16 protein-coding genes are annotated in these 19572 nt (G+C 58.8%); 6 read left to right on the forward strand and 10 right to left on the reverse strand.

The window, feature by feature from the left end:
- Positions 1 to 80: 80 nt before the first annotated feature.
- Positions 81 to 557, forward strand: a complete 477-nt coding sequence (locus tag DCC25_RS02195; RefSeq protein ID WP_110100456.1) for an RDD family protein — start codon at positions 81 to 83, stop codon at positions 555 to 557.
- A gap of 30 nt (positions 558 to 587) precedes the next feature.
- Here the strand turns inward: DCC25_RS02195 and DCC25_RS02200 are convergent, their stop codons facing one another.
- Positions 588 to 1376, reverse strand: a complete 789-nt coding sequence (locus DCC25_RS02200) for a DUF4191 domain-containing protein (RefSeq protein ID WP_110099344.1) — start codon at positions 1374 to 1376, stop codon at positions 588 to 590.
- 146 nt (positions 1377 to 1522) lie between these two features.
- On the opposite strand from DCC25_RS02200, the gene DCC25_RS02205 reads away from it, so the two are divergent.
- Positions 1523 to 2974: a protein kinase gene (locus DCC25_RS02205; protein ID WP_110100457.1), complete on the forward strand. Its 1452-nt coding sequence runs from the start codon at positions 1523 to 1525 to the stop codon at positions 2972 to 2974.
- 91 nt (positions 2975 to 3065) lie between these two features.
- Here DCC25_RS02205 and DCC25_RS02210 read toward each other — a convergent pair whose 3' ends face one another.
- The 4 genes from DCC25_RS02210 to DCC25_RS02225 all read right to left on the reverse strand — a co-directional run bounded on the left by DCC25_RS02210 (position 3066) and on the right by DCC25_RS02225 (position 8598).
- Positions 3066 to 3413: a hypothetical protein gene (locus tag DCC25_RS02210; RefSeq protein ID WP_110099346.1), complete on the reverse strand. Its 348-nt coding sequence runs from the start codon at positions 3411 to 3413 to the stop codon at positions 3066 to 3068.
- A gap of 20 nt (positions 3414 to 3433) precedes the next feature.
- A complete protein-coding gene (sucB, locus tag DCC25_RS02215; RefSeq protein WP_110100458.1) occupies positions 3434 to 5233 on the reverse strand; it encodes a 2-oxoglutarate dehydrogenase, E2 component, dihydrolipoamide succinyltransferase in 1800 nt (599 codons plus the stop codon).
- A 139-nt stretch (positions 5234 to 5372) separates the two neighbouring features.
- Complete coding sequence (gene lpdA / locus DCC25_RS02220; RefSeq protein WP_110100459.1) at positions 5373 to 6746, reverse strand: dihydrolipoyl dehydrogenase; 1374 nt, start codon at positions 6744 to 6746, stop codon at positions 5373 to 5375.
- 226 nt (positions 6747 to 6972) lie between these two features.
- Positions 6973 to 8598 carry a leucyl aminopeptidase gene (locus DCC25_RS02225; protein WP_233487854.1) on the reverse strand — a complete coding sequence of 542 codons (1626 nt, stop codon included), beginning with the start codon at positions 8596 to 8598 and terminating at the stop codon, positions 6973 to 6975.
- Between the two features lie 244 nt (positions 8599 to 8842).
- Between DCC25_RS02225 and DCC25_RS02230 the strand changes: the two genes are divergently transcribed.
- From DCC25_RS02230 to DCC25_RS02240, 3 genes are all read left to right on the forward strand, one after another.
- The gene (locus DCC25_RS02230) at positions 8843 to 9904 is read left to right on the forward strand and encodes a proteasome assembly chaperone family protein (protein ID WP_110100460.1); all 1062 of its coding nucleotides are present in this window, start codon (positions 8843 to 8845) and stop codon (positions 9902 to 9904) included.
- Positions 9905 to 10018: 114 nt separating this feature from the next.
- Positions 10019 to 11296: a DUF4192 family protein gene (locus tag DCC25_RS02235; protein ID WP_110100461.1), complete on the forward strand. Its 1278-nt coding sequence runs from the start codon at positions 10019 to 10021 to the stop codon at positions 11294 to 11296.
- Positions 11297 to 11612: 316 nt separating this feature from the next.
- Entirely contained in the window at positions 11613 to 13109 is a 1497-nt protein-coding gene (locus DCC25_RS02240; protein WP_110099351.1) for an RNA polymerase sigma factor, read from the forward strand.
- 105 nt (positions 13110 to 13214) lie between these two features.
- On the opposite strand, the gene DCC25_RS02245 is transcribed toward DCC25_RS02240, so the two are convergent.
- A complete protein-coding gene (locus tag DCC25_RS02245) occupies positions 13215 to 13433 on the reverse strand; it encodes a hypothetical protein (protein ID WP_110099352.1) in 219 nt (72 codons plus the stop codon).
- A gap of 354 nt (positions 13434 to 13787) precedes the next feature.
- On the opposite strand from DCC25_RS02245, the gene DCC25_RS02250 reads away from it, so the two are divergent.
- Complete coding sequence (locus DCC25_RS02250; protein ID WP_110100462.1) at positions 13788 to 15896, forward strand: type IIA DNA topoisomerase subunit B; 2109 nt, start codon at positions 13788 to 13790, stop codon at positions 15894 to 15896.
- Here the strand turns inward: DCC25_RS02250 and DCC25_RS02255 are convergent.
- The 4 genes from DCC25_RS02255 to DCC25_RS11855 are packed head-to-tail and all read right to left on the reverse strand — an operon-like array spanning position 15893 to position 19570.
- Positions 15893 to 16909 carry an NAD(P)-dependent oxidoreductase gene (locus tag DCC25_RS02255; RefSeq protein ID WP_110100463.1) on the reverse strand — a complete coding sequence of 339 codons (1017 nt, stop codon included), beginning with the start codon at positions 16907 to 16909 and terminating at the stop codon, positions 15893 to 15895. The genes DCC25_RS02250 and DCC25_RS02255 overlap by 4 nt on opposite strands.
- The gene (locus DCC25_RS11850) at positions 16906 to 17067 is read right to left on the reverse strand and encodes a hypothetical protein (protein ID WP_334228382.1); all 162 of its coding nucleotides are present in this window, start codon (positions 17065 to 17067) and stop codon (positions 16906 to 16908) included. The genes DCC25_RS02255 and DCC25_RS11850 overlap by 4 nt, the downstream gene beginning before the upstream one ends.
- Before the next feature lie 8 nt (positions 17068 to 17075).
- Entirely contained in the window at positions 17076 to 18968 is a 1893-nt protein-coding gene (locus DCC25_RS02260) for an alpha/beta fold hydrolase (protein ID WP_334228381.1), read from the reverse strand.
- Positions 18953 to 19570: an alpha/beta fold hydrolase gene (locus tag DCC25_RS11855; protein WP_334228380.1), complete on the reverse strand. Its 618-nt coding sequence runs from the start codon at positions 19568 to 19570 to the stop codon at positions 18953 to 18955. The genes DCC25_RS02260 and DCC25_RS11855 overlap by 16 nt, the downstream gene beginning before the upstream one ends.
- Between the last annotated feature and the right edge of the window lie 2 nt (positions 19571 to 19572).

The following is a 19572-nucleotide window of genomic DNA, read 5'->3' on the forward strand; positions in this document are numbered from 1 at the left end:
ACGGAGAAAGGGTCTTGGTCAGGCGGAGCCGTGCCTGCCACACACTGAGGATGACAAGACCGAACCGATAGAGTTGTCTTATGTCCGCAGAACACCGTCGCGAAGACAACGCCGAGGACCCGTTGATCACCCGGAAAGATCTTGCTTCCTGGGTGGAAGGTCCCCCGGGAGAGCAAGATACCTACCCCGGTGAACGATTAGGGCTCCCCAGAACCGGGCCGAGCTCGGTTGCCTCGCTGGGACGCCGTGTCGGAGCACTGTTTAGCGACTGGTTTATCTCCGTAGGATTGGCTTGGCTTGTTGGCAGTGATCAGCCCTGGCTTCCCCTGCTGTTTTTCGTGATGATGCACTGGCTGTTGGTAGGACTGTTGGGAGCTACCATCGGCAAAGCCCTATTCCGCATTCAGGTGGTTCGCGTTGGCGGGGCCTCCGTGGGACTATGGCAGGCAGCAATTCGTGCGCTACTCCTGGGCCTGTTTATCCCGGCGATCGTGATGGACAAGGACCAGCGTGGAGTCCACGATCTGCTCGCCAAAACGGTCGTGATCACCGCCTAGTTAGTGTATCCACGCTCGAGCTCCGGGGCTTTAGCGCCCTCGCATCGCCCGACGATCTGGACGGGATTTGAAAGGATCCACACCCTTAGGAATCGGGAGCTTATTACTAGGCAAGGACGCCAGACGGTTCTCAATGGCCCGAACTTCGTGCTTATTGAGGGTTTTTTTCATCCGTTTGATGGTCTTTCTCAGCTGGTGTAGTGACACTTCATTCTTTCCATGACCGACCTGCAGAATACGGATCTCGACATTAGGCAAATAACGGCTCATGTGGCGACGCTCTTTTTCAGCCAGCTGACGGGCCTTGTTATACGAGCCCTCAGCCACCAGGACCACACCAGCTTTCCCGGTGGCACGGTACACCGCTTCCTGAGACTTAGCGTTCATGGCGACCGGCTCCTGGGGTACCACCCAGCCGCGGCCTAACGTTGACAAAGCCGCGCCCGTAGCACCAGGACGTCCGTCGATGCGCGCAAAAGCCGCGCGTTCAGCCCGCCGGTTCATGATAATCAAGGCGGTCAGCAAACCGAACGGGATAGCAATCAAGATCCACGTCACCCAGTTGCCGGTGAGACCGGCAAGGATGACACCGATCAGAATCGGCACCGCAAAACCAAGTAGCATCCACCACACCACGGCGGGATCGTATTCTTTGGTGTCTTTAAAGACTCGCCCAATACGTTTGAAAAAACCGTCCTGGTTCTTTTTGCGGCTCTTCTTGTTCGCCTTCGCTTCGGCTCTCTGCTGTCGCCGACGCTCTTTCTGCTCGGCTTTGACAGTCTTGAGATCTTTAGTGGGAGAAGAATTATCTGAGGCCATAATGACACCTATACTACCGAAAGTTATCTGTGGATAACTCACCCCGTGAGGGGAGCGATTCCGGCAGAATCAGGGGCAGACATTGTCACCTTTGTCCTCGCACACCCGCATCGCACACCGCGTTGTTACGAGCCCAGGATTATTTGATGACCTATCCCTCATCGCACACCTCCGACGCACTACCTCAGCCTCCACAGCCGCTCTCGGGTGAGGTCGGCGAGCTGTATTGCACCGGCGAACGCTTTAACCTCTGGCGGTTTCGTCCCCCGGGATTTAGCTCACGAGATGCGCCCGCCGTGCTAAAAATTCCAGACCTCGGGCAGGTAGGGGAGGAGAGACACTCACAGATTATCGACCGGGCCCAACGGTTTAGCCATCCGCACGTGGTGCCACTGATTGGCGCCGTCGAGCTCCGCGACGATTCGGCGCCACAGGTGGGATGCTGGCAACTGATGCGAGGTTCTCATGCCGCTAAACTCGTCAACACCATGGGTCCGCTGGAACTCGAGCAATGTTTGACCATTGTCATCCCGGTTGCTCAGGCTTTATCTGAACTACACCGACAAGGGCTCAGTCATGGCGGGTTGGGCCCGGCCGAGGTGGTTTTTGACCTCAACGGGGCGCCCTATCTCACGGATGCAGGACCGGGCCAACCGGTGCACGGTTTTGCAGCACCAGAACAGCACGCTAAGGCGTCAGCCGTGACATCGGCGACGGACGTGTATAGCTGGGCGGCGCTGTGCTGGTATCTTCTGACCGGACGAGTGCCGGGCAAAACATACGTGCGCGCTCCGCTCCCGTCCTTGGTGCCCAACATTGATGAACACGTGGTAGATGTTCTGGAGGCGTGTCTGGACGATGATCCGACACAACGCCCCACTATGCGTCATTGTCTGGAAGCTGCCGTGCATTGGGGCGAGCCCAGGGCGCTGGAGTTGCATTCGATTGTGGCTGCAGACTTGAGGATCTTACTTCCCACCAAATTGTCGGAACCACCGTCGGAGAAGAAAAACCGCCCCCGACGCCCCGCCCGAAGAAGGTTACCGAAAACGCGTCGTGGCCTTCGGCAACGGGCCCAACGACGATTCATCGCTGGAGCGGGTGCCATGGCGGTTGGTTTAGCGCTGATTAGCGGGTCGCCGTCGTTGACGGCAGAGTCTCAAGAACCAGCCAGGGCCACACAGGACACTGTCTCGGTCACCGACCACATGGATCCGGAACGTTTGGATGAGCGGTTGGAACAGATTGTGCAACAACGCTCAGCGGCGTTTCGTACCACCGATCCGGACATGGTGGATCGTTATGCGGTCGGGGAATCTGAGGTGGCGGTTCACGATCGAGAAATGATTGAGGGCTTGGCGGAGCAGGGATTGAACTTGGAGGACTTTTCAATGCGCGGACAACGCACTGGCGAGGTTGAGATCCTGGATGATACGACAGTGCGTATTCCCGTCCAGTGGGGGTGGCCGCAACAGGAGGTGACGGACGAAGGTGCTCACGGCGTGGTCAGGGCGTCGGTACAAGAGTCACACGCTGATCTCGTGGTCACGTTGCAGTATGACCAGGAATGGAAAATAAGCCGGGTCCATGAGCACTAACGGCGCACACAGGCTTCGGGGCCACCGTCAGGATCCTCCTGGCAGGAATTGACGGTGGCCCCGAAACGTTGGGGATGATCTGCTTAGGGTATTACTGCCATAGCACAGCTACTAAAGCGGTAATGAGCGCGGTCCCGCCGGTCGCGTGGGCAATGCCAGTGGGGACCAGCTCACCCTTATTGACCTTGCGTTGGCCCACCCAGGCAACCACCAGCACCGTAATGCCCAGCACCAACTTGATAGTGAGCTTGATGCGGTTTGGTTCGCCCATCATTTCGGCCAATCCAAAGAGTACTAGTCCGGACAGCACAATCACGATGGCGCCCCAGAACTGCGACTTGGTTACCGTCGGTCGCTTGAAATGCGCGAACCATCCACCGACCACCGCTGCGAAACCGAGCAAGTGAATTGCAAGAAAAATGAGACGAACAATTTCCATAATGGTGGGGTCAAGCTCCTTTAGTTCAGACCAAGCTCAGCGCCGAATTCCGCATTTTCAAGGCGGTTCTTCAACGTGGTCATGAAACGACCTGCGTCGGCACCATCGATGATCTGGTGGTCGTAGGTCAAGGACAGATACATCATGTCGCGGATCGCAATGCTGTCGTTACCTTCAGCATCCGGAACGATCATTGGTCGCTTGACGATGTTCCCCGGACCCAAGATGGCCGACTGCGGCGCGTTGAGCACCGGGGTGTCGAACAGGGCGCCGAAGGACCCTAAATTGGTGATCGAGAAGGTACCACCTGAGAGTAGATCTGGCGAGATCTTGCCGGTCCGGGACTTCTCAGCCAGCTCAGCGATCTGGGAGGCGATGCCGGAGAGGTTCAGGTTGCCAGCGCCCTTGATAACCGGCACCAGCAGACCCTTTTCGGTATCAACGGCGATGCCGATGTCCTCGGAATCGTGGTAGGTGATTTCCTTGGACTCGGAGTTGTACTCGGCGTTGATGACCGGGTGAGCACGCAGTGCCTCCGCAGTTGCCAGAGTAATGAAGGCCAGGTAGGTCAGCTTGACACCGTGCTGGGCCTGGAACTGTTCCTTGGCGGCATTGCGCAGGGCGACGATACGGGTCAAATCGACCTCGTGAACCTGGGTGAGCTGGGCAGTGGTGTGCAGGGAATCCGTCATGCGCTGGGCAATCACCTGGCGGGTGCGCGAAGCCTTCTCGGTGGAACCACGCTTGGACGGATCGACCGAGGACTTCGGCTCCGGAGGAGAGGATTGTGCAGGAGCCTGAGATGGTGTCGTTGCCGAGGAAGACTTCTGAGCCTGCTTCTCTTCGTACTTCTGAGCTTCAGCGGCAGTGAGCACGTCTTGACGACGGATCCGACCACCCACACCGGTACCGGTCACATCATTGAGGTTCACACCGGACTCACGGGCCAGACGACGTACCAGCGGGGTGACGTAGCCACCGCTACTCTGAGTCGCAGTGTCGGATTCCGCATCAGAAGCCGGTGTAGCCGGTTGTTCAGCGGGTTCTGCGCTCTGGGTGTCTTCGGTCTTGGCCTCGGCTTCGCCCTGATCCTGTGGCTCGGCCGGTGCCGGCTCCTCATCAGCTTGTTCGTCTGCGGTCTCGTGGGTGGACGAGTCGTCTGACGGCGTCTCGGAGGGGGACTCGGTGGCATCGCCGGAGCCCACGATAGCCAGGACATCACCGACCTCGGCAATATCGTCTTCGTTGACCTTGATCTCTAATAGAGTACCGGCGACTGGGGAGGGGATCTCCGTGTCGACCTTATCGGTGGAGATCTCCAACAGAGCTTCGTCCACCTCGACGGTGTCGCCGATGTCTTTCAGCCAGCGAGTCACGGTACCTTCGGTGACCGATTCGCCGAGTTCTGGCAGGGTTACCTCTTCGCCCTCGCCGGAACCGCCGGAGGAAGCAGCCGGAGCCTGCTGGTCAGCGGAGTCGTCACCGGACTCCTCCGGTTGCTCTTCCTGCTGTTGATCTTCAGGTTTCTCTTCAGTTTCGTCTGCGGCGCCCTCGTCGTTGGAGGAAGAACCGCTGGCTTCATCGGCATCGCCAATCTGGGCTAAAGCCTGACCAACCTCAACGGTCTCGTCCTCGTCAACCAAAATCTCGACCAGGGTTCCGGCCACTGGGGAGGGAATTTCGGTGTCGACCTTATCGGTGGAGACTTCCACAATGGGTTCGTCGACTTCGACGGTGTCGCCAATTTCTTTGAGCCAACGCGTTACCGTTCCTTCGGTCACGGACTCGCCCAGCTCGGGCAGGTTCACGGTTTCTGACATGGTGTCCCGTTTCCTCTCTCAATTTCCCACTGATCTTGGGCCAATGATGTGCTGATGTCTTCGCTGCAGATCAGTAGTTGTCGGTGGTTCAAGGGTGGACGACGGTCGGTGCCTGCCAGCCACCCGGTGGGGTGGATGATTAGGCGTGCAGGGGGTGACCGAACAGCATCATGGCTGCTTCACCCAGCGATTCGTTCTGCGTCGGGTGAGCGTGCACCAGCGAAGCCACATCCTCAGGGTAGGCTTCCCAGTTGACGATCAACTGGGCTTCACCGACCTGCTCGGAAATGCGGGCACCAACGCCGAAGACTCCAACAATCGGGCCGTGCTTCTGGCGCACCAGCTTAATCAAACCCTTCGTACCCAGGATCGAGGACTTACCGTTACCGGCCAGGTTGTACTCGGCGACTTCCACGTTGTCTTTACCGAAGCGCTCTTCAGCCTTGGGCTGGGTCAAACCAACCGAGACGATCTCGGGGTTGGTGAAGGTCACTGCAGGGATCCGTTCATCGGGAACGACCATCGGGTTGTTGCCAGCGATTTCTTCGGCCACGAAAATACCCTGCTGGTAACCACGGTGGGCCAGTTGCTTGCCCGGGACGATGTCACCGATGGCGTAGATGTTGCCCACGCCGGTGTGCAAACGTTCATTGGGGGTCACGAAGCCACGGTCCATCGGGATACCGACCTCTTCATAGCCCAAACCTTCAGTGTTGGGTCCACGGCCCACCGCGACCAAGCAGACTTCGGCTTCAAATTCTTTACCGTCCACCAGGGTGACCTTGACACCGTTGTCAGTTTCTTCGACCTTGTCGAAGAAGGTCCCCAGGTTGGACTTGATGCCCTTGGACTTGAACTCACGCTCTAGGACCTTGATGATGGCCGGATCCTCGTTGGGGACCAAGTGGTCCAGGCCTTCGATGATGGTCACCTCAATGCCGAAGGAATTCCAGGCGGAGGCGAACTCAGAACCGATGACACCGCCACCGAGCACGATCGCTGACTTGGGCAAATAGTCCAGCTGTAAGGCCTCGAAGCTGGTCATAATCTTGTTGCCGATCGGCAGGCCCATGGTCTTGGAGTAGGAACCGGATGCCAGGATGATGTTCTCGCCCCGGTAGCGGGTACCATCGACCTCAATTTCGGACTCGGACACCAGCTTGCCTTCGCCCTCAATCACCGTGATCTTGCGCATCTTCATCAGGCCCTGTAGACCCTTGAACTTGCCGGAGACGATTTTGTCCTTGTAGTCACGGACCTTGGACATGTCGATGGACTCCAGGTTGGAGTTGACACCGATCTTGGAACCGCCGCGTGCTTCATCGGCTACCTCTGCAGCGTGCAGGTATGCCTTGGTCGGGATGCAACCAAAGTGCAAGCACGTCCCCCCGAGTTTCTCTTTTTCGATCAGACCTACGCTGAATCCGTGCTGCACTGCTCGTAGAGCGGCACCATAACCGGCGGAGCCACCGCCGAGGATTAGGACGTCGAATTCTGTGGCGTTTTCGGTCACGTTGAGTTCTCCTCATCTAGGTCAAGCCTGTTTGGCTCGACAAATATCGACTTTTCGTCAGCGGTGCACCGTGCAGGACCGCACACTGATCCTCGATGCCTTTGATAACCAGCTTATCGCTGACAACCAGGCTGTTGCCACACATTGTCTGCGGTATTAACGACTGCGGTGTAAAACTCGTCACAGCTGATCTTGGAGCGCTGTTTTCGGGGCTGTCTTCGAATGTTTAGCTCTGCTGAGCGTTCTGGCGCAGGTATTCCACCAGGGTTCGAAACATGACTCCGGTGGCATCTTTGGGCGTGTAGCCAAAGGGTGCCTCTTCGTTGAAACTGGGGCCGGCGATATCCAGGTGTGCCCAGGGGGTCTCGCCGACGAAGTCTCGAAGGAACGCCGCGGCGGTGAGCATTCCGCCAAACTTCGAGCCCATATTAGAGATATCAGCCACGCGTGAATCCAAGGACTCCCGCTGGTTCTCTGGTATCGGCATCGGCCAGATCAGCTCTCCGGCCCGTTGGGCGGCCTCGACCAGCTGGGTGCGGACCTGGTCGTGCCCCATGACGCCGGTGGTTCGTTGCCCCAAGGCCACCATTTGAGCGCCGGTGAGAGTGGCAATGTCAATTACAGCAGCGGGGGCTTCTTCGGTGGCGGCTACCAGCGCATCGGCCATCACGACGCGACCTTCGGCGTCGGTGTTCATGATTTCCACGGTCTTTCCGTTACGGATGGTCACGATATCGGAGGGCTTGACGGCCGTGCTGGAGGGCATGTTTTCGGCCATGGCCAGCCAGCCGGTGACCTTGATCGGCAGGTTCAGTGCCGCCACCGTGTTGATCACCGCGGCCACGGTGGCAGCTCCGGTCATATCGGTTTTCATGGTCAGCATAGAATTGGCGGGCTTGAGCGAAATCCCTCCGGTGTCGAAGGTGATGCCTTTGCCCACCAGGGCAACGTGAGTCGGCTGGACGTGCGAGTCCGTGGCGGGCTGATAGGAGAGCCTGACTAGCCGGGGCGGGTGGGCCGATCCCTGACCGATACCCAGAATGCCACCGCACCCTTCGGCGTGGAGTTGTTGTTCATCCCAGATCTCGCACCTGATCTGTGGCTGATCGGAGACCAGCTGGGTGACGAACTCGGCGAAAGACTCGGGGTAGAGCACCGAGGCTGGAGTATTGACCAGGTTCATCACGGTGTGCACACCACGACTGATCTGAGACGCCTCAGTCACAATACGTTCGGCTTGTTCTTCCTCCACTGCGGTGCGGATCACGAATTCGTCAGCGACCAAGCGATCCTGTCGCTGCCCGGTCGCATCGTGCGGAGTCTCGTCGTTGCTGGTACGCGTTGAAAAGGCGGTGAACCGGTAGCTTGCAATGGCAGCACCTTCGGCAACGGCCTGGAGCAGCTCGGGCGAATCAGCGCCCATCTCAAACACCACGGTGGACACCGGGTGCTGGTCCAACAGGTGGCGAACCGCAGCACCGGCGGCGCGACGGTAGCTTTCGGGTCCCAGAGTATCCGGTGTGCGCTGATCGGGGACCGGCGTGCCCTGCGGGGCTGGTTTGGCCGAGCCTAAGCCAACGAAGGCGATCTTGCGGGCGGCAACATCTTCTGGAGCGGGGAAGACCAGAACCTTCTCGGCAGCACCGGTGACGTGGAAATCACTCAGCAGGCGATGGAGACTCTCCGGGGCGTCGGAGGCCACCAATGTTCCGGATTCTTCTCCGACGGCGACCCCGTAGATCACCAGATCGGCTTCCGGTGCAACGGTGGCATAACGCAGGTGCGGTTCGGCGCAGAACTTGCTCATGAGTTCGGTGATTTCAGTCAACGACATCACTTCCCGGTGATTCATACATCTTTACAATGACAACGCAGTTAATCCTAGACAGTCACCGCTATCTTGTCGCCCGTCACAGGGGCGTAACGTGAAGGGTTCCTCTCAGAGCGCAGACGAGTAAAGAGCTGCCTGACCCGGTCAAGGGAGGATGGAATTAAAGGGAGGTTGGAATAGATCGGGTAGGGAACACAGTTATAGTGCACAAGATCGATAGAATCGACAGAACACTTGATATTCCAGGACGTGAGGAGGCTTCTGGATGCAGGATCCGCATCACCTAATCCAGTTCAGTCCCGCCGGTCGTGACCTCATGACCGGGTCCGAGGACGATCCCTCACCGTTGCGAGGAACCAAGCTACTACTGCTTTTCGGTGGTCATCTGGATGCCGGGCACCTTACCGAACAGATCCGGTACCTTTTGTTCAACCGGCTCAATCACGAGCAACTGATCACCTTTGATACTGATCAGCTCATTGATTACCGGGCTCAACGCCCCCATATTACCTTTGACGGGGAAAAATTCACCGACTATCAGCGTCCAGAAATCTCACTGGATGTCTTTACCGATGAAATGGACCAGCCGTTTTTGGTACTGTCCGGCCCTGAGCCGGACTACCAGTGGGAACGTTTCTCCGATGCGGTCATGTCCATCGTGCGCGAACTGGACCTGTCACAGGTCGCGATAGTGGACGCTATTCCGCTTCCGGTTCCACACACTCGTCCCTTGGGCGTGACCACGCACGGTAGCCGGGAGGAATTACTCGAAGGACTGTCCACCTGGTCTCCTCAGGCCCAGATGTTGGCCGGTATGTCGCAATTACTCGAGGTCAAGCTCACCGAGAACGGCCGAAAGGTCACCGGGTTCACCCTGCACGTGCCACATTATCTGGCCGATGCAACCTACCCGCAGGCGGCCGTGGCCGGACTGGAATACCTTTCAGCGGCGATGGGCATCGTGGTGCCCACCGATGAGTTGCGTGAAGCAGGACGTCAGGTTGATCGGCAACTGGCCCAACAAACCGAGAACTCCCCCCAGATTTCACACATGGTTGCGGCCCTGGAAGCTCAGTTCGACCGGTATACCGAAGACCAGGAACAGCCGCGTTCTTTGCTTCTGCCGCCGAACCAGCACATTCCCGACGGCGAAGAGATTGGTGCTCAAGCCGAGGACTTCCTTAATACCCAGTCGCAGCATAACGCCGAGCGACTCGGGTTGAGCTCAACTGCACACGACGAGGACGAGTCGGCCGAAGAATCCAATGGCGCGGAGTCGGGTTCGGAAACTGACGGAGACAACCCTCAGGACTCGGACGGGCGCTAGATCCCCAAGCACTAAGTCGGGCTGGTTCTCCACAATGTCGGTCCTGCGCTGGAACCGTCCACAGTTCATCTCGCTGGATAGTGTCGTCTCCGATGATGGGCTGATGCTGGGTACATGACAGAAAATAATCAGCATTCAGTAGCCCTTGGAACCACCGACTCAACACCACCAGTCCGGTCGCAAGGACCACGACAGTTTCTCGCCAGAACTGAAGAAGATGTCCTGGCCTTCGTGCAGAATACGTTGGGATTCGTCCCCCAACGAAGTTGCGTGTTAATTAGCACCTGCGGGTCCAGCTTCCGCGCCGTACTGCGTGTCGATCTGCCAGCGCTAGATGACCCCGTCGGTGAGGACGAATTCCCTATTTCCACCGGATTCTTCGATCGCGTGGCGACAACCCTGCGCACCGATCCAAAGGCCGACGGTTGCTTTATGCTCTTGCAATCCGAAGATGACACGGTGGGCGATCCCGGTCCGGTCGACCGGCTAGCTGGATACCGACGCTTTGCTGCAAACCTGCAAGAGCATTTGCGCCACCACCAATTACCGGCTCAAGAAGTTTGGGTGCTCAGCCCACACCGAGTATGGCACCTGGACTGCGCGCACGGAGCCGAATGCCCTGTCCAGGGTGCGACGTTGGACGCGACCGAAAACAGTTTCTTAGACCTCTCAATGCGCGCCGACGGTGTTGACACACCCCGAGGCCCGAACGATTTGGTGTTGCCGTTTAATACCCAACGACTGGCCGAACAACTTGAAACGTGGCCAGCAATGGACCCCACACAGCGCCATCAGGTCGCTGAGGCAAACACGCCCGAGCAAATTCGTGCCTTATACGCGGACCTTCAGGCGTGGGACCGCCTGCTGTCTGGCGAGACCCTACCGCAGTCGCTGGAATCTACTGAATGGTGTGATCTCGTCCGTGGGCTGGGCGAAGACCGTTACCGTGACATGGTGCTCAATATCGCCTGTTTTGGTCTTGAGCCTGCCTTGGCGGGAGCCATCCACCTGGGCCTGATCCCTCAAGGCTATGCCGATGAGTTCGACGTGATCCCCACAGCAACCAGTGGCACACAGTTCAGTCAAGCATTTATCGGTGCTTCGGACACCGTGGCAGACTGGACCCGGATCCAGCGGTTTGAAGATTGTGCACGGTATGCAATGAGTATCTACGACGGTCCGGAAGTCCTTGTTTTAGGGATTAACCTTGTCTATATCGAGTGGGTGAGAGGCCGAGGGAGCATTGCAGCCAATTACCACCGCCAGCTACAACATGCCGGGGGAGACGGATATGAACTGTTGAACCTACTGGGCAAGACTCTGGACCGTGGAATGGTCTGTGATTGGGCCAAAGATGCCCAGCGGGCATGGTCTTCCAGCGGTCGTACCTGATGTTCATCTTCTGGGCAGGACTGTGTTCGCTGTCATGGTGCAAAAGACCAGCGAAAAACATGTAATAATGAGTGCCTAGTTCGACGATGACGTCTGCTGGGTGAAAAGCGAAGAACTTTTTGCCCGGTTTAGGGAATAAGACCTCGACTGTGATCGTTGCACCTGCTATGGACCCTGTTTCTGCGGGACAGAACCGGTTGGCTTTCCGATGCGAAAGAACAGCGAGATTCTGTCCATTGCAACGCAGACTTGACAGGGTCATAGGTGTGTAGACCACTGTCTGTTGAACGGGATTGACCCGTAGGAAAGGTATCGAGTGACTGACAGTACCGTAAAGATCGACGCTGTCGACCCAGAAAGCGCGGCATCGAAGTCTTCGACACGAAAGAAGACCACGACGAAGGCCTCGACAACGAAGGCCTCCACGGCCAAGGCCTCGACGACTCGGACGAAGAAGAGCTCGTCCAAGAAGAAGACGACGGGTACTTCGTCCACCGGTAAGTCTGGTGCTAAATCAACGGCCAAATCGACGAGCAAGAAGTCGACTGCGGGGAAGAAAACCACCGCGAAGAAGGCTTCCGGTAAGAAGGCAACTCAGGCCGAGACCGAGCCGGTGGTCGACGACGAAGAGGTTGACGATACCTTATTGGATGAGGACACCGATGACTTCGCCGAGGATGAGGCCGATGATATCGAGGTCGAAGGTGAAGACGATACTCCGGTAGATCTCGATGATCTGGTTGAAGACCAAGAGCCGGAGACCAAGAACGACCGGGGAGTCGTGGATGCGTTTAAGGGGCAGAAGGTCTCGCCGAGCAAAGACGACAATGATAGTTCGTCCTCCGGCTTCGTGGTGTCTGATGCGGAAGATGATGCCCCGGCTCAGCGCGTAAACGTCACTGGTGCCACCGCCGATCCGGTCAAGGACTATCTGAAGCAAATCGGTAAGGTCGCGCTGTTGAATGCAGAACAGGAGGTAGACCTTGCGTTGCGTGTCGAGGCAGGTCTCTACGCTGAGCACAAGATGCAGAAAGAGACCTACGATGACCCGCGCATGCGCCGAGACATGCAATTGGTGATCGCTGATGGACGTCGGGCGAAGAACCACCTGCTAGAAGCAAACCTGCGTTTGGTGGTGTCGCTGGCTAAGCGCTACACCGGTCGTGGCATGTTGTTCCTGGACCTGATTCAGGAAGGCAACCTCGGTCTGATCCGTGCGGTCGAGAAGTTCGACTACACCAAGGGCTTCAAGTTCTCGACATACGCCACCTGGTGGATCCGCCAGGCGATCACTCGCGCGATGGCAGATCAAGCCCGCACGATTCGTATTCCGGTGCACATGGTCGAAGTCATCAACAAGTTGGCTCGCGTACAGCGCCAGATGCTCCAGGACCTGGGTCGGGAGCCCACACCGGAAGAATTGGCCGCCGAGCTCGATATGACGCCCGAAAAGGTGGTCGAGGTTCAAAAGTACGGTCGCGAACCGATCTCCTTGCACACTCCACTGGGCGAAGATGGAGACTCTGAGTTTGGTGACTTGATTGAGGACTCCGAAGCAGTTGTTCCTTCTGACGCGGTGTCTTTCACGTTGTTGCAAGAACAACTGCACTCGGTGTTGGACACCCTGTCTGAGCGAGAAGCTGGCGTGGTGGCGATGCGCTTTGGTCTCACCGATGGACAGCCCAAGACGTTGGACGAGATCGGTCGGGTCTACAGCGTGACCCGCGAACGCATCCGCCAGATTGAATCCAAGACGATGTCGAAATTGCGCCACCCATCTCGGTCGCAGGTTCTGCGCGATTATCTCGAGTAAGAACTCTGCCGTCGCCTGAGACAGCAGGTCTGAGCAGATAACAGCGGGGCGGTTCTCATGATCTGGGGAGAACCGCCCCGCTGTTGCTGTTTGTGCGTTGGAGTCTTATTCGCTACTGGCACCTTCGTGCAGACGCTGGGTCTCATCGTGCCAGGTGCTGGTTTGAGGACGCAACTGGTCCTCGACCTGGCGCGCATGGTGAGCGCAGAACAACAACACGCCACCGGAGGCGAGAACTGCCCGAACGTAGGCCTGTGCGCCGCACCGATCGCAACGATCGGCACCGGTCAAGGTCGGTGACTCAACTGTTGTTGCTGTGGACATTGGGCCTCCTCTGTGTGGTCCAAGCGAAGTTGGGCGGTTGGTACCACCCTCGCAGGTACATGCTGTCTTTGACAAGTTCAACACAAGCATCTCGCCTTTTAGTCCCGGCACACCCCTGAGTGGACAACGCCGTGGGCGAAACGCCATCGAACGGGTGCTGGACCTGACCAATGATTGCATTGATTTCCGGACATGGTCGCGTTTCTGTCAGAGCTTAAGCGAAAGGCGAACCAAGAACATGTGCTGGAACGCCAAAATACTTCCGGCGAGACAAAAAACGGCTAGTGTCAACAGGAGAGAAAATCCAAGCTCTTAAGCGCCCATCACTCAGCAGATGAAAGGTCAGCGGATTCCGTGTCTCGAAACAGTGAATACAATGCCCATCAGCTTTCCGTACTCGAAGGACTTGAGGCGGTTCGTAAGCGGCCGGGCATGTATATTGGCTCTACCGATTCCCGGGGGCTGATGCACTGTCTCTGGGAGATCATCGATAACTCCGTGGACGAAGCTCTGGCCGGCTACGGGCAGTCCATCACCATCACGTTGGATGCCGATGGCAGTGTGGAGGTTGAAGACCACGGACGCGGTATTCCTGTCGACCTCGAGCCCCGTACCGGCTTGTCTGGTGTCGAAGTGGTGTTTACAAAGCTCCACGCCGGCGGAAAATTTGGTAGTGGTTCCTATAACGCCGCCGGTGGCCTCCACGGTGTGGGCGCGTCAGTCGTTAACGCGCTGAGCTCTCGTCTGGACGTGCACGTTTTTCGTGGTGGCAAGACGACTTACCAGATGTCGTTCCAGCGCGGGAAGCCAGGGACCTTTGAAGATCATCGGGTTCCCAGCCCCGAGGCGCCGTTTAGTCCGAAAACAGAAGCCGGAGATATCCCCGTGGTGGGCAAGGCGAAGCGCGGACACACCGGTACGAAGGTGCGCTATTGGGCCGATGAACAGATTTTCACCCCGGATGCCACCTTCCAGTACCAAGAACTTGAAGACCGTGCCCGTCAGACCGCATATCTGGTGCCCGGCCTGAGGATTACGATCCGAGATTTGCGTCGGTTGCCGGGTACTGCCGGAGCCGAGGGGCCCCACGAACAGGTCTTCCAATACGACGGGGGTATCTCGGAATTCGTCGACCACCTCTCTACACTGAATCCGGTTACCGATATTTGGCGGTTGCAGGGATCAGGGTCCTTTACCGAACGCGTGCCGGTTCTCGACGAGGAGGGACATGCCCAAATGCAGGATGTGGACCGTGATTGCGATGTGGATGTCGCTCTGCGTTGGGACATTGGGTACGACACTCGGGTGAAAACTTTCGTGAATATCATTGCTACCCCGAAGGGCGGTACTCACCTCTCCGGTTTTGAACAAGCTATGACGAAGGTGTTCCGGAAAGCGATTCAGGCCAATTCCCGGAAACTGAAGCCCGGTCAGGACAAAATCGAGCGCGACGATATCCTGGCGGGACTCACCGCGGTGCTCACCGTGCGTCTGGCCGAACCGCAATTCGAAGGTCAAACCAAAGAGGTGCTGGGTACTCCGGCTGCCAAACAAATCGTCAATAAGGTGGTCACCGAGCAACTGGGTGCCATTCTGAAGTCCACGAAACGCCAGGACAAACAACAGACCACCCAGCTGTTGGAAAAGATCGTCGCGGAGATGAAATCTCGCGTATCTGCCCGAACTCATAAAGAAAATCAGCGGCGCAAGAACGCACTAGAAACCTCGACCATGCCGGCCAAGCTGGCCGACTGCCGCACCAATGACGCCATCGGGTCAGAATTGTTCATTGTTGAGGGTGACTCAGCGCTGGGGACGGCGAAAATGGCTCGTTCCTCGGAGTTCCAGGCCCTGTTTCCGATTCGTGGCAAAATTCTCAATGTTCAAAAGGCCTCAGTGGGGGATATGCTCTCCAATGCTGAGTGTTCAGCGCTGATTCAAGTGGTCGGCGGTGGCTCGGGGCGGTCCTTTGATTTGAACGCGGCCCGCTACGGCAAGGTGATTTTGATGACCGATGCTGACGTGGACGGGGCTCATATTCGCACCTTGCTGTTGACCTTATTCTTCCGCTACATGCGCCCGATGGTGGAAGCCGGCCGGATTTACGCCGCTGTTCCACCGTTGCACCGGGTTGAAATTATCAACTCTGGCTCGAAGGAGAACGAGGTCATGTACACCTATTCCGAACAAGAGCTCAAAAACCTGCTGGGCTCGCTGGAAGCCGATGGCCGGAAGTATAAGGAGCCAATTCAGCGGTATAAGGGTCTGGGCGAGATGGATGCCGACCAGCTCTCAGAAACCACGATGGATCCGCGCTACCGCACGCTGCGGCGGGTGAATATTTCCGAATTTGAGGCGGCCGAAGAGATCTTTGAGCTACTGATGGGGTCCCATGTGGCCCCGCGCAAGGATTTCATTATCTCTGGGGCACAAGAGCTCAACCGGGAACAGATTGATGCCTAGCGGTTACCGTAATACTCGGCGGTGAGTTCTAGCCCGCGGTCAATGCTGATCTCGGGTTTCCAGGCCAAAACCTCACGGGTACGACGCTGGTCGAACCAGTGGGCGGTGGAGAGCTGTTCGGCGAGAAACCGGGTCAGTGGGGGCTCATCGTCATGTTCTCCGGTGAGGTCCCAGATCTTTTCAATCACGGCTCCAGCGACGGTGGCCAGCCCGGCCGGTAATCGCAAGGTGGGTTCTACAGCGCCACCGGCGATGGCAATCTGACGAATCAGTTCACCGACCGGACGGGGTTCCCCGTTGGTGACGACCAGGGCTTCACCGTGGTGGTTTTCGATAGCTGACACGGCTGCGAGCACCGCCGAGATAGCGTTGTCGATAAACAGCGTGTCGATCGGTGGGGCACCGGAACCCAGGATGGGCATACGGTGGCTGCGGGCGCGATCGGTGATGCGTTCGGTCAGCTGGGTATCACCAGGGCCCCACATCAGATGGGGGCGAAGCACCAGCACACGGAAGTCTTCGCGGTCAGCTGCAAGGACCAGGCGCTCACCGGCTGCTTTGGTTGCGGCGTAGTGCCCGCGTGCCTGGTCGGGGTCGGCCGGTTGGGCGGTGGTACCCACCAGAGAGCGACCGGCGTGAGCGACCGAGGGAGAGGATATGTGAATCCAGCGGTTCACCGTTCCCGCCCGGTGTGCAGCATCTAGCAGGTTGCCCGTGCCCTGAATGTTGACGTTACGGTACGCTTCGGCCGGACCCGAAACAGAAACCTTGGCGGCTACGTGGATGATGGTGTCTACACCCTGGACCGCGCGGGCAACCAGTTCCGGGTCGGTGATCGATCCCAGCACGTCGTAAGCGCCGGCGATCCCGCTTCGGCGACGCTGCAACGTGGTTAGCTGTGCGCCGGCAGCGACCAGCGCGGATGCGACACCGGAACCCAGCAGTCCCGAGGCTCCGGTGACCAGGACATGACGCGTGCTGAGATTGGGCAGAGCAACGGCGAAACGATTCATGGCTTGCCAACCTTTCCTCCGGTGAGGACTCGATCGGCCCAGCGGGCCAACCGGGAGCGGTCAATCTTGGAGTTATGGCGGGTATCCACCGGGATGCTGTCGACTACCAATACGGCGGCGACCGGAACATCTCCCGGTGTGGTGACCGCGCTGCGCACGGTTGCCGTCAGTTGGGTGGGAGCCAGTCCAGGCTTGATTGGGCCAGTGACCTCACGCTCGGGTTCGATAATGACCACCAGCGCTTGGGTGCCGGCCGGTCCGTGTCCGACAGCTGCAGCCCGGTATACCTCTGGTAATGCGGCGACGTTTTCTTCGATGTGCACCGGACCCAGGGGTCCAGCCGGGGTGGAGATGACGTGGTGGGTGCGTCCTTCGATCCAGAGTCGGCCGTGCGCATCCAGGTGCCCGATATCGCCGGTGCGGTGCCAGCGTAACCCGTCGAGCTGATCGTGGGAGGCTTGAGCGGTGATGTACCACAGTGCGTCATAGCCTTGGCGCATATGGGAGGCCGACACCACGATTTCGCCCAGCTGGTCCACCGAATCCTCGGGGTTATACAGTGTTTCGGCCGGGATACCATGGTCATCCAGCGGGGCCATGGTAAGGCGGACTTCACCGGCCGGGGTGCCCACCAGTACACCGGGGTTGCCAGCGGCTCGGTCATGCCATACGGGGAGTGGATCTCGGCTTGTGGCATCAACACCTGAATATCTCTGACTAGGTCCTGGGACACCGGAGCCCCGGCCGAGAGCATCATGGTAATCCCGGCCAGTGCTTCGCGCTGGGCACGGGAGAGTTCCCGGGCGGTTGCTGCCACATTGCGCAATGCCGCCGGGGAACCAAAGGCGATCGTGGACTGACCGGCAATGGCCGCATCGGCCAGAGCAGAGGCGGTCAGGGTTGCCGGTTTGGTGACCGACATGCGCGGGGTGACCGAGGTCGCACCAATGGCCGGGCCCAGCAGCGCGAAGGGCGCGAACCCAGCCAAAAGCGAGGCGCCGGGAGTGACGCCGAAGGTATCGCGCAACAGCTGGGTGAGGTGGGAGAGCCCGGTGTGGGTGTAGCGCACACCCTTGGCCGGCCCGGTGGAGCCGGAGGTGAACAGGATGGCGGCCAGACTCTCGGGGTCCGGGGTGGGAGCCTGTAGGGCTGAAAGCCGGGTAGTGGTTTTCTCGCGCAGTGCCATACCATAGAGCGAGTCTTCGACGCCCAGTACGCCAGCCAGCGGAGTGGACAGGGTGGACACCGAGATGCGACGGCCTGGCCATCCCTGGGCGCGAGCCAGGATCAGTCCGGGGGTTTCACCAATAATCCAGTCCGGGTTGGCGCTACGAACAGCTCGGGTCATACCGGTGATCCCCAGCCCTTGATCGGCAATTACCGCGACACCGCCGATGCGCAACAGTGCGTAAAGTCCCGCGGTCAGATCACGTCCGGGAGGAACCAGGATGCAGACCCGGTCCCCGGGGCGCAGTCCAAGATCCCACAGCCCCTGGGCTATGGCGGCCACGAGCTGGGAAAGCTGAGCCCAGGAAACGGTGAAGGGTTTTCCGCGGTCGCTGACCGACATATCCACCAGGGCCGCAGCTGCGGAGTCTTCGCCACGGTACAGGAACTCCCACAGTGGCTGGTAGGGCACCTCGTGGGCTGAGCCGGCGGGGCGGGGTTGGTTGGCAGAGTGACCACTGTGTGTGATGGTGGCGGTGGTGTTGACGGTAGGAGAGTTGTCGTCGGCGGAGAGTTGTTGGGAGACCCATTCCAGGACGATAGCGGCGTAGTCGACGTCTTCGACGATCAGGTGCCCGCCGGTTTCCACTCGGTGCACATCGGCTTGAGGCAGGCGTTGGCGCAAATCGTTGAGGTAGCGATCCTGGAATACCGGATCTGTAGCACCCCAGATGATCAGGGCCGGTAACGAGGTCTCGCTGAGTGCTGTGGCCACTCGGCGGAGCGCAGGAGCACTGCGGTGGGTGGCATCAGTGGGGATGTCGGCGACGAACCCGCCCACACCGCCACGGTCGGCTTGGCGCCGGTAAGGCAGGTTCAGTGGATCGCGCACCGCAGGGGAGCAGGAAGGGGATCGTCCTCGGACTGGTGCACGGCCGTGTTCAGTGTCATCAGCCCGGCGAGGTGATGGGATCCAGCCTGATGCGCTCGCAGAGCAGCGCCCAAGGAGATGACCCCGCCCCAGTCGTGGCCGAGGGTGAAGACCGGGTGCTCAGCTTCCGGGATGAGAACTGTGAGCAATTCCTGCAGATCGGTGATCCGATCCTCCAGGGCCAGGTAGTCGCCACCATTGCCGCTGTGACGAGGCAGTCGCCGGTGGGCTAACCGGTCGGAGAGTCCCATGTCCCGCTGGTCGGGGGCGATCACCCGGATGACTGGGTATCGTTGTGGGTCGGAGACGGCCCGGTCGTAGGTGGTGTTGAGCAATGCGCGCCACAGATACGACCAGGTGGGGTTGCCGTGTACGGCCACGATGGTGGCGTGGGGGGTCAGTCCCTGGGCTTCGAGAGCCGGGCCGGTGTCCATGACGTGGAAGCCGGCGGGATGTTCTGCTCGTGCGAGAGTGACCAGGTGAGAAAACTCTGGACGGAAACCGGGAAGCTCGGTCTGCATGGTCTCGGAGTCGGGTTGATGGGCGGCACGAGTCACAATCACAG

Source organism: Auritidibacter sp. NML120636 (assembly GCF_003185945.1).
Taxonomy (GTDB): Bacteria; Actinomycetota; Actinomycetes; order Actinomycetales; family Micrococcaceae; genus Auritidibacter; species Auritidibacter ignavus.

Coding starts and splice junctions, on each gene's coding strand:
- DCC25_RS02245 (WP_110099352.1), bottom strand. CDS start 13,433: ATGTCCACAGCAACAACAGTTGAGTCACCGACCTTGACCGGTGCCGAT.
- DCC25_RS02205 (WP_110100457.1), top strand. CDS start 1,523: ATGACCTATCCCTCATCGCACACCTCCGACGCACTACCTCAGCCTCCA.
- DCC25_RS02200 (WP_110099344.1), bottom strand. CDS start 1,376: ATGGCCTCAGATAATTCTTCTCCCACTAAAGATCTCAAGACTGTCAAA.
- DCC25_RS02230 (WP_110100460.1), top strand. CDS start 8,843: ATGCAGGATCCGCATCACCTAATCCAGTTCAGTCCCGCCGGTCGTGAC.
- DCC25_RS02255 (WP_110100463.1), bottom strand. CDS start 16,909: ATGAATCGTTTCGCCGTTGCTCTGCCCAATCTCAGCACGCGTCATGTC.
- DCC25_RS02235 (WP_110100461.1), top strand. CDS start 10,019: ATGACAGAAAATAATCAGCATTCAGTAGCCCTTGGAACCACCGACTCA.
- sucB (WP_110100458.1), bottom strand. CDS start 5,233: ATGTCAGAAACCGTGAACCTGCCCGAGCTGGGCGAGTCCGTGACCGAA.
- DCC25_RS02210 (WP_110099346.1), bottom strand. CDS start 3,413: ATGGAAATTGTTCGTCTCATTTTTCTTGCAATTCACTTGCTCGGTTTC.
- DCC25_RS02195 (WP_110100456.1), top strand. CDS start 81: ATGTCCGCAGAACACCGTCGCGAAGACAACGCCGAGGACCCGTTGATC.
- DCC25_RS02225 (WP_233487854.1), bottom strand. CDS start 8,598: ATGAATCACCGGGAAGTGATGTCGTTGACTGAAATCACCGAACTCATG.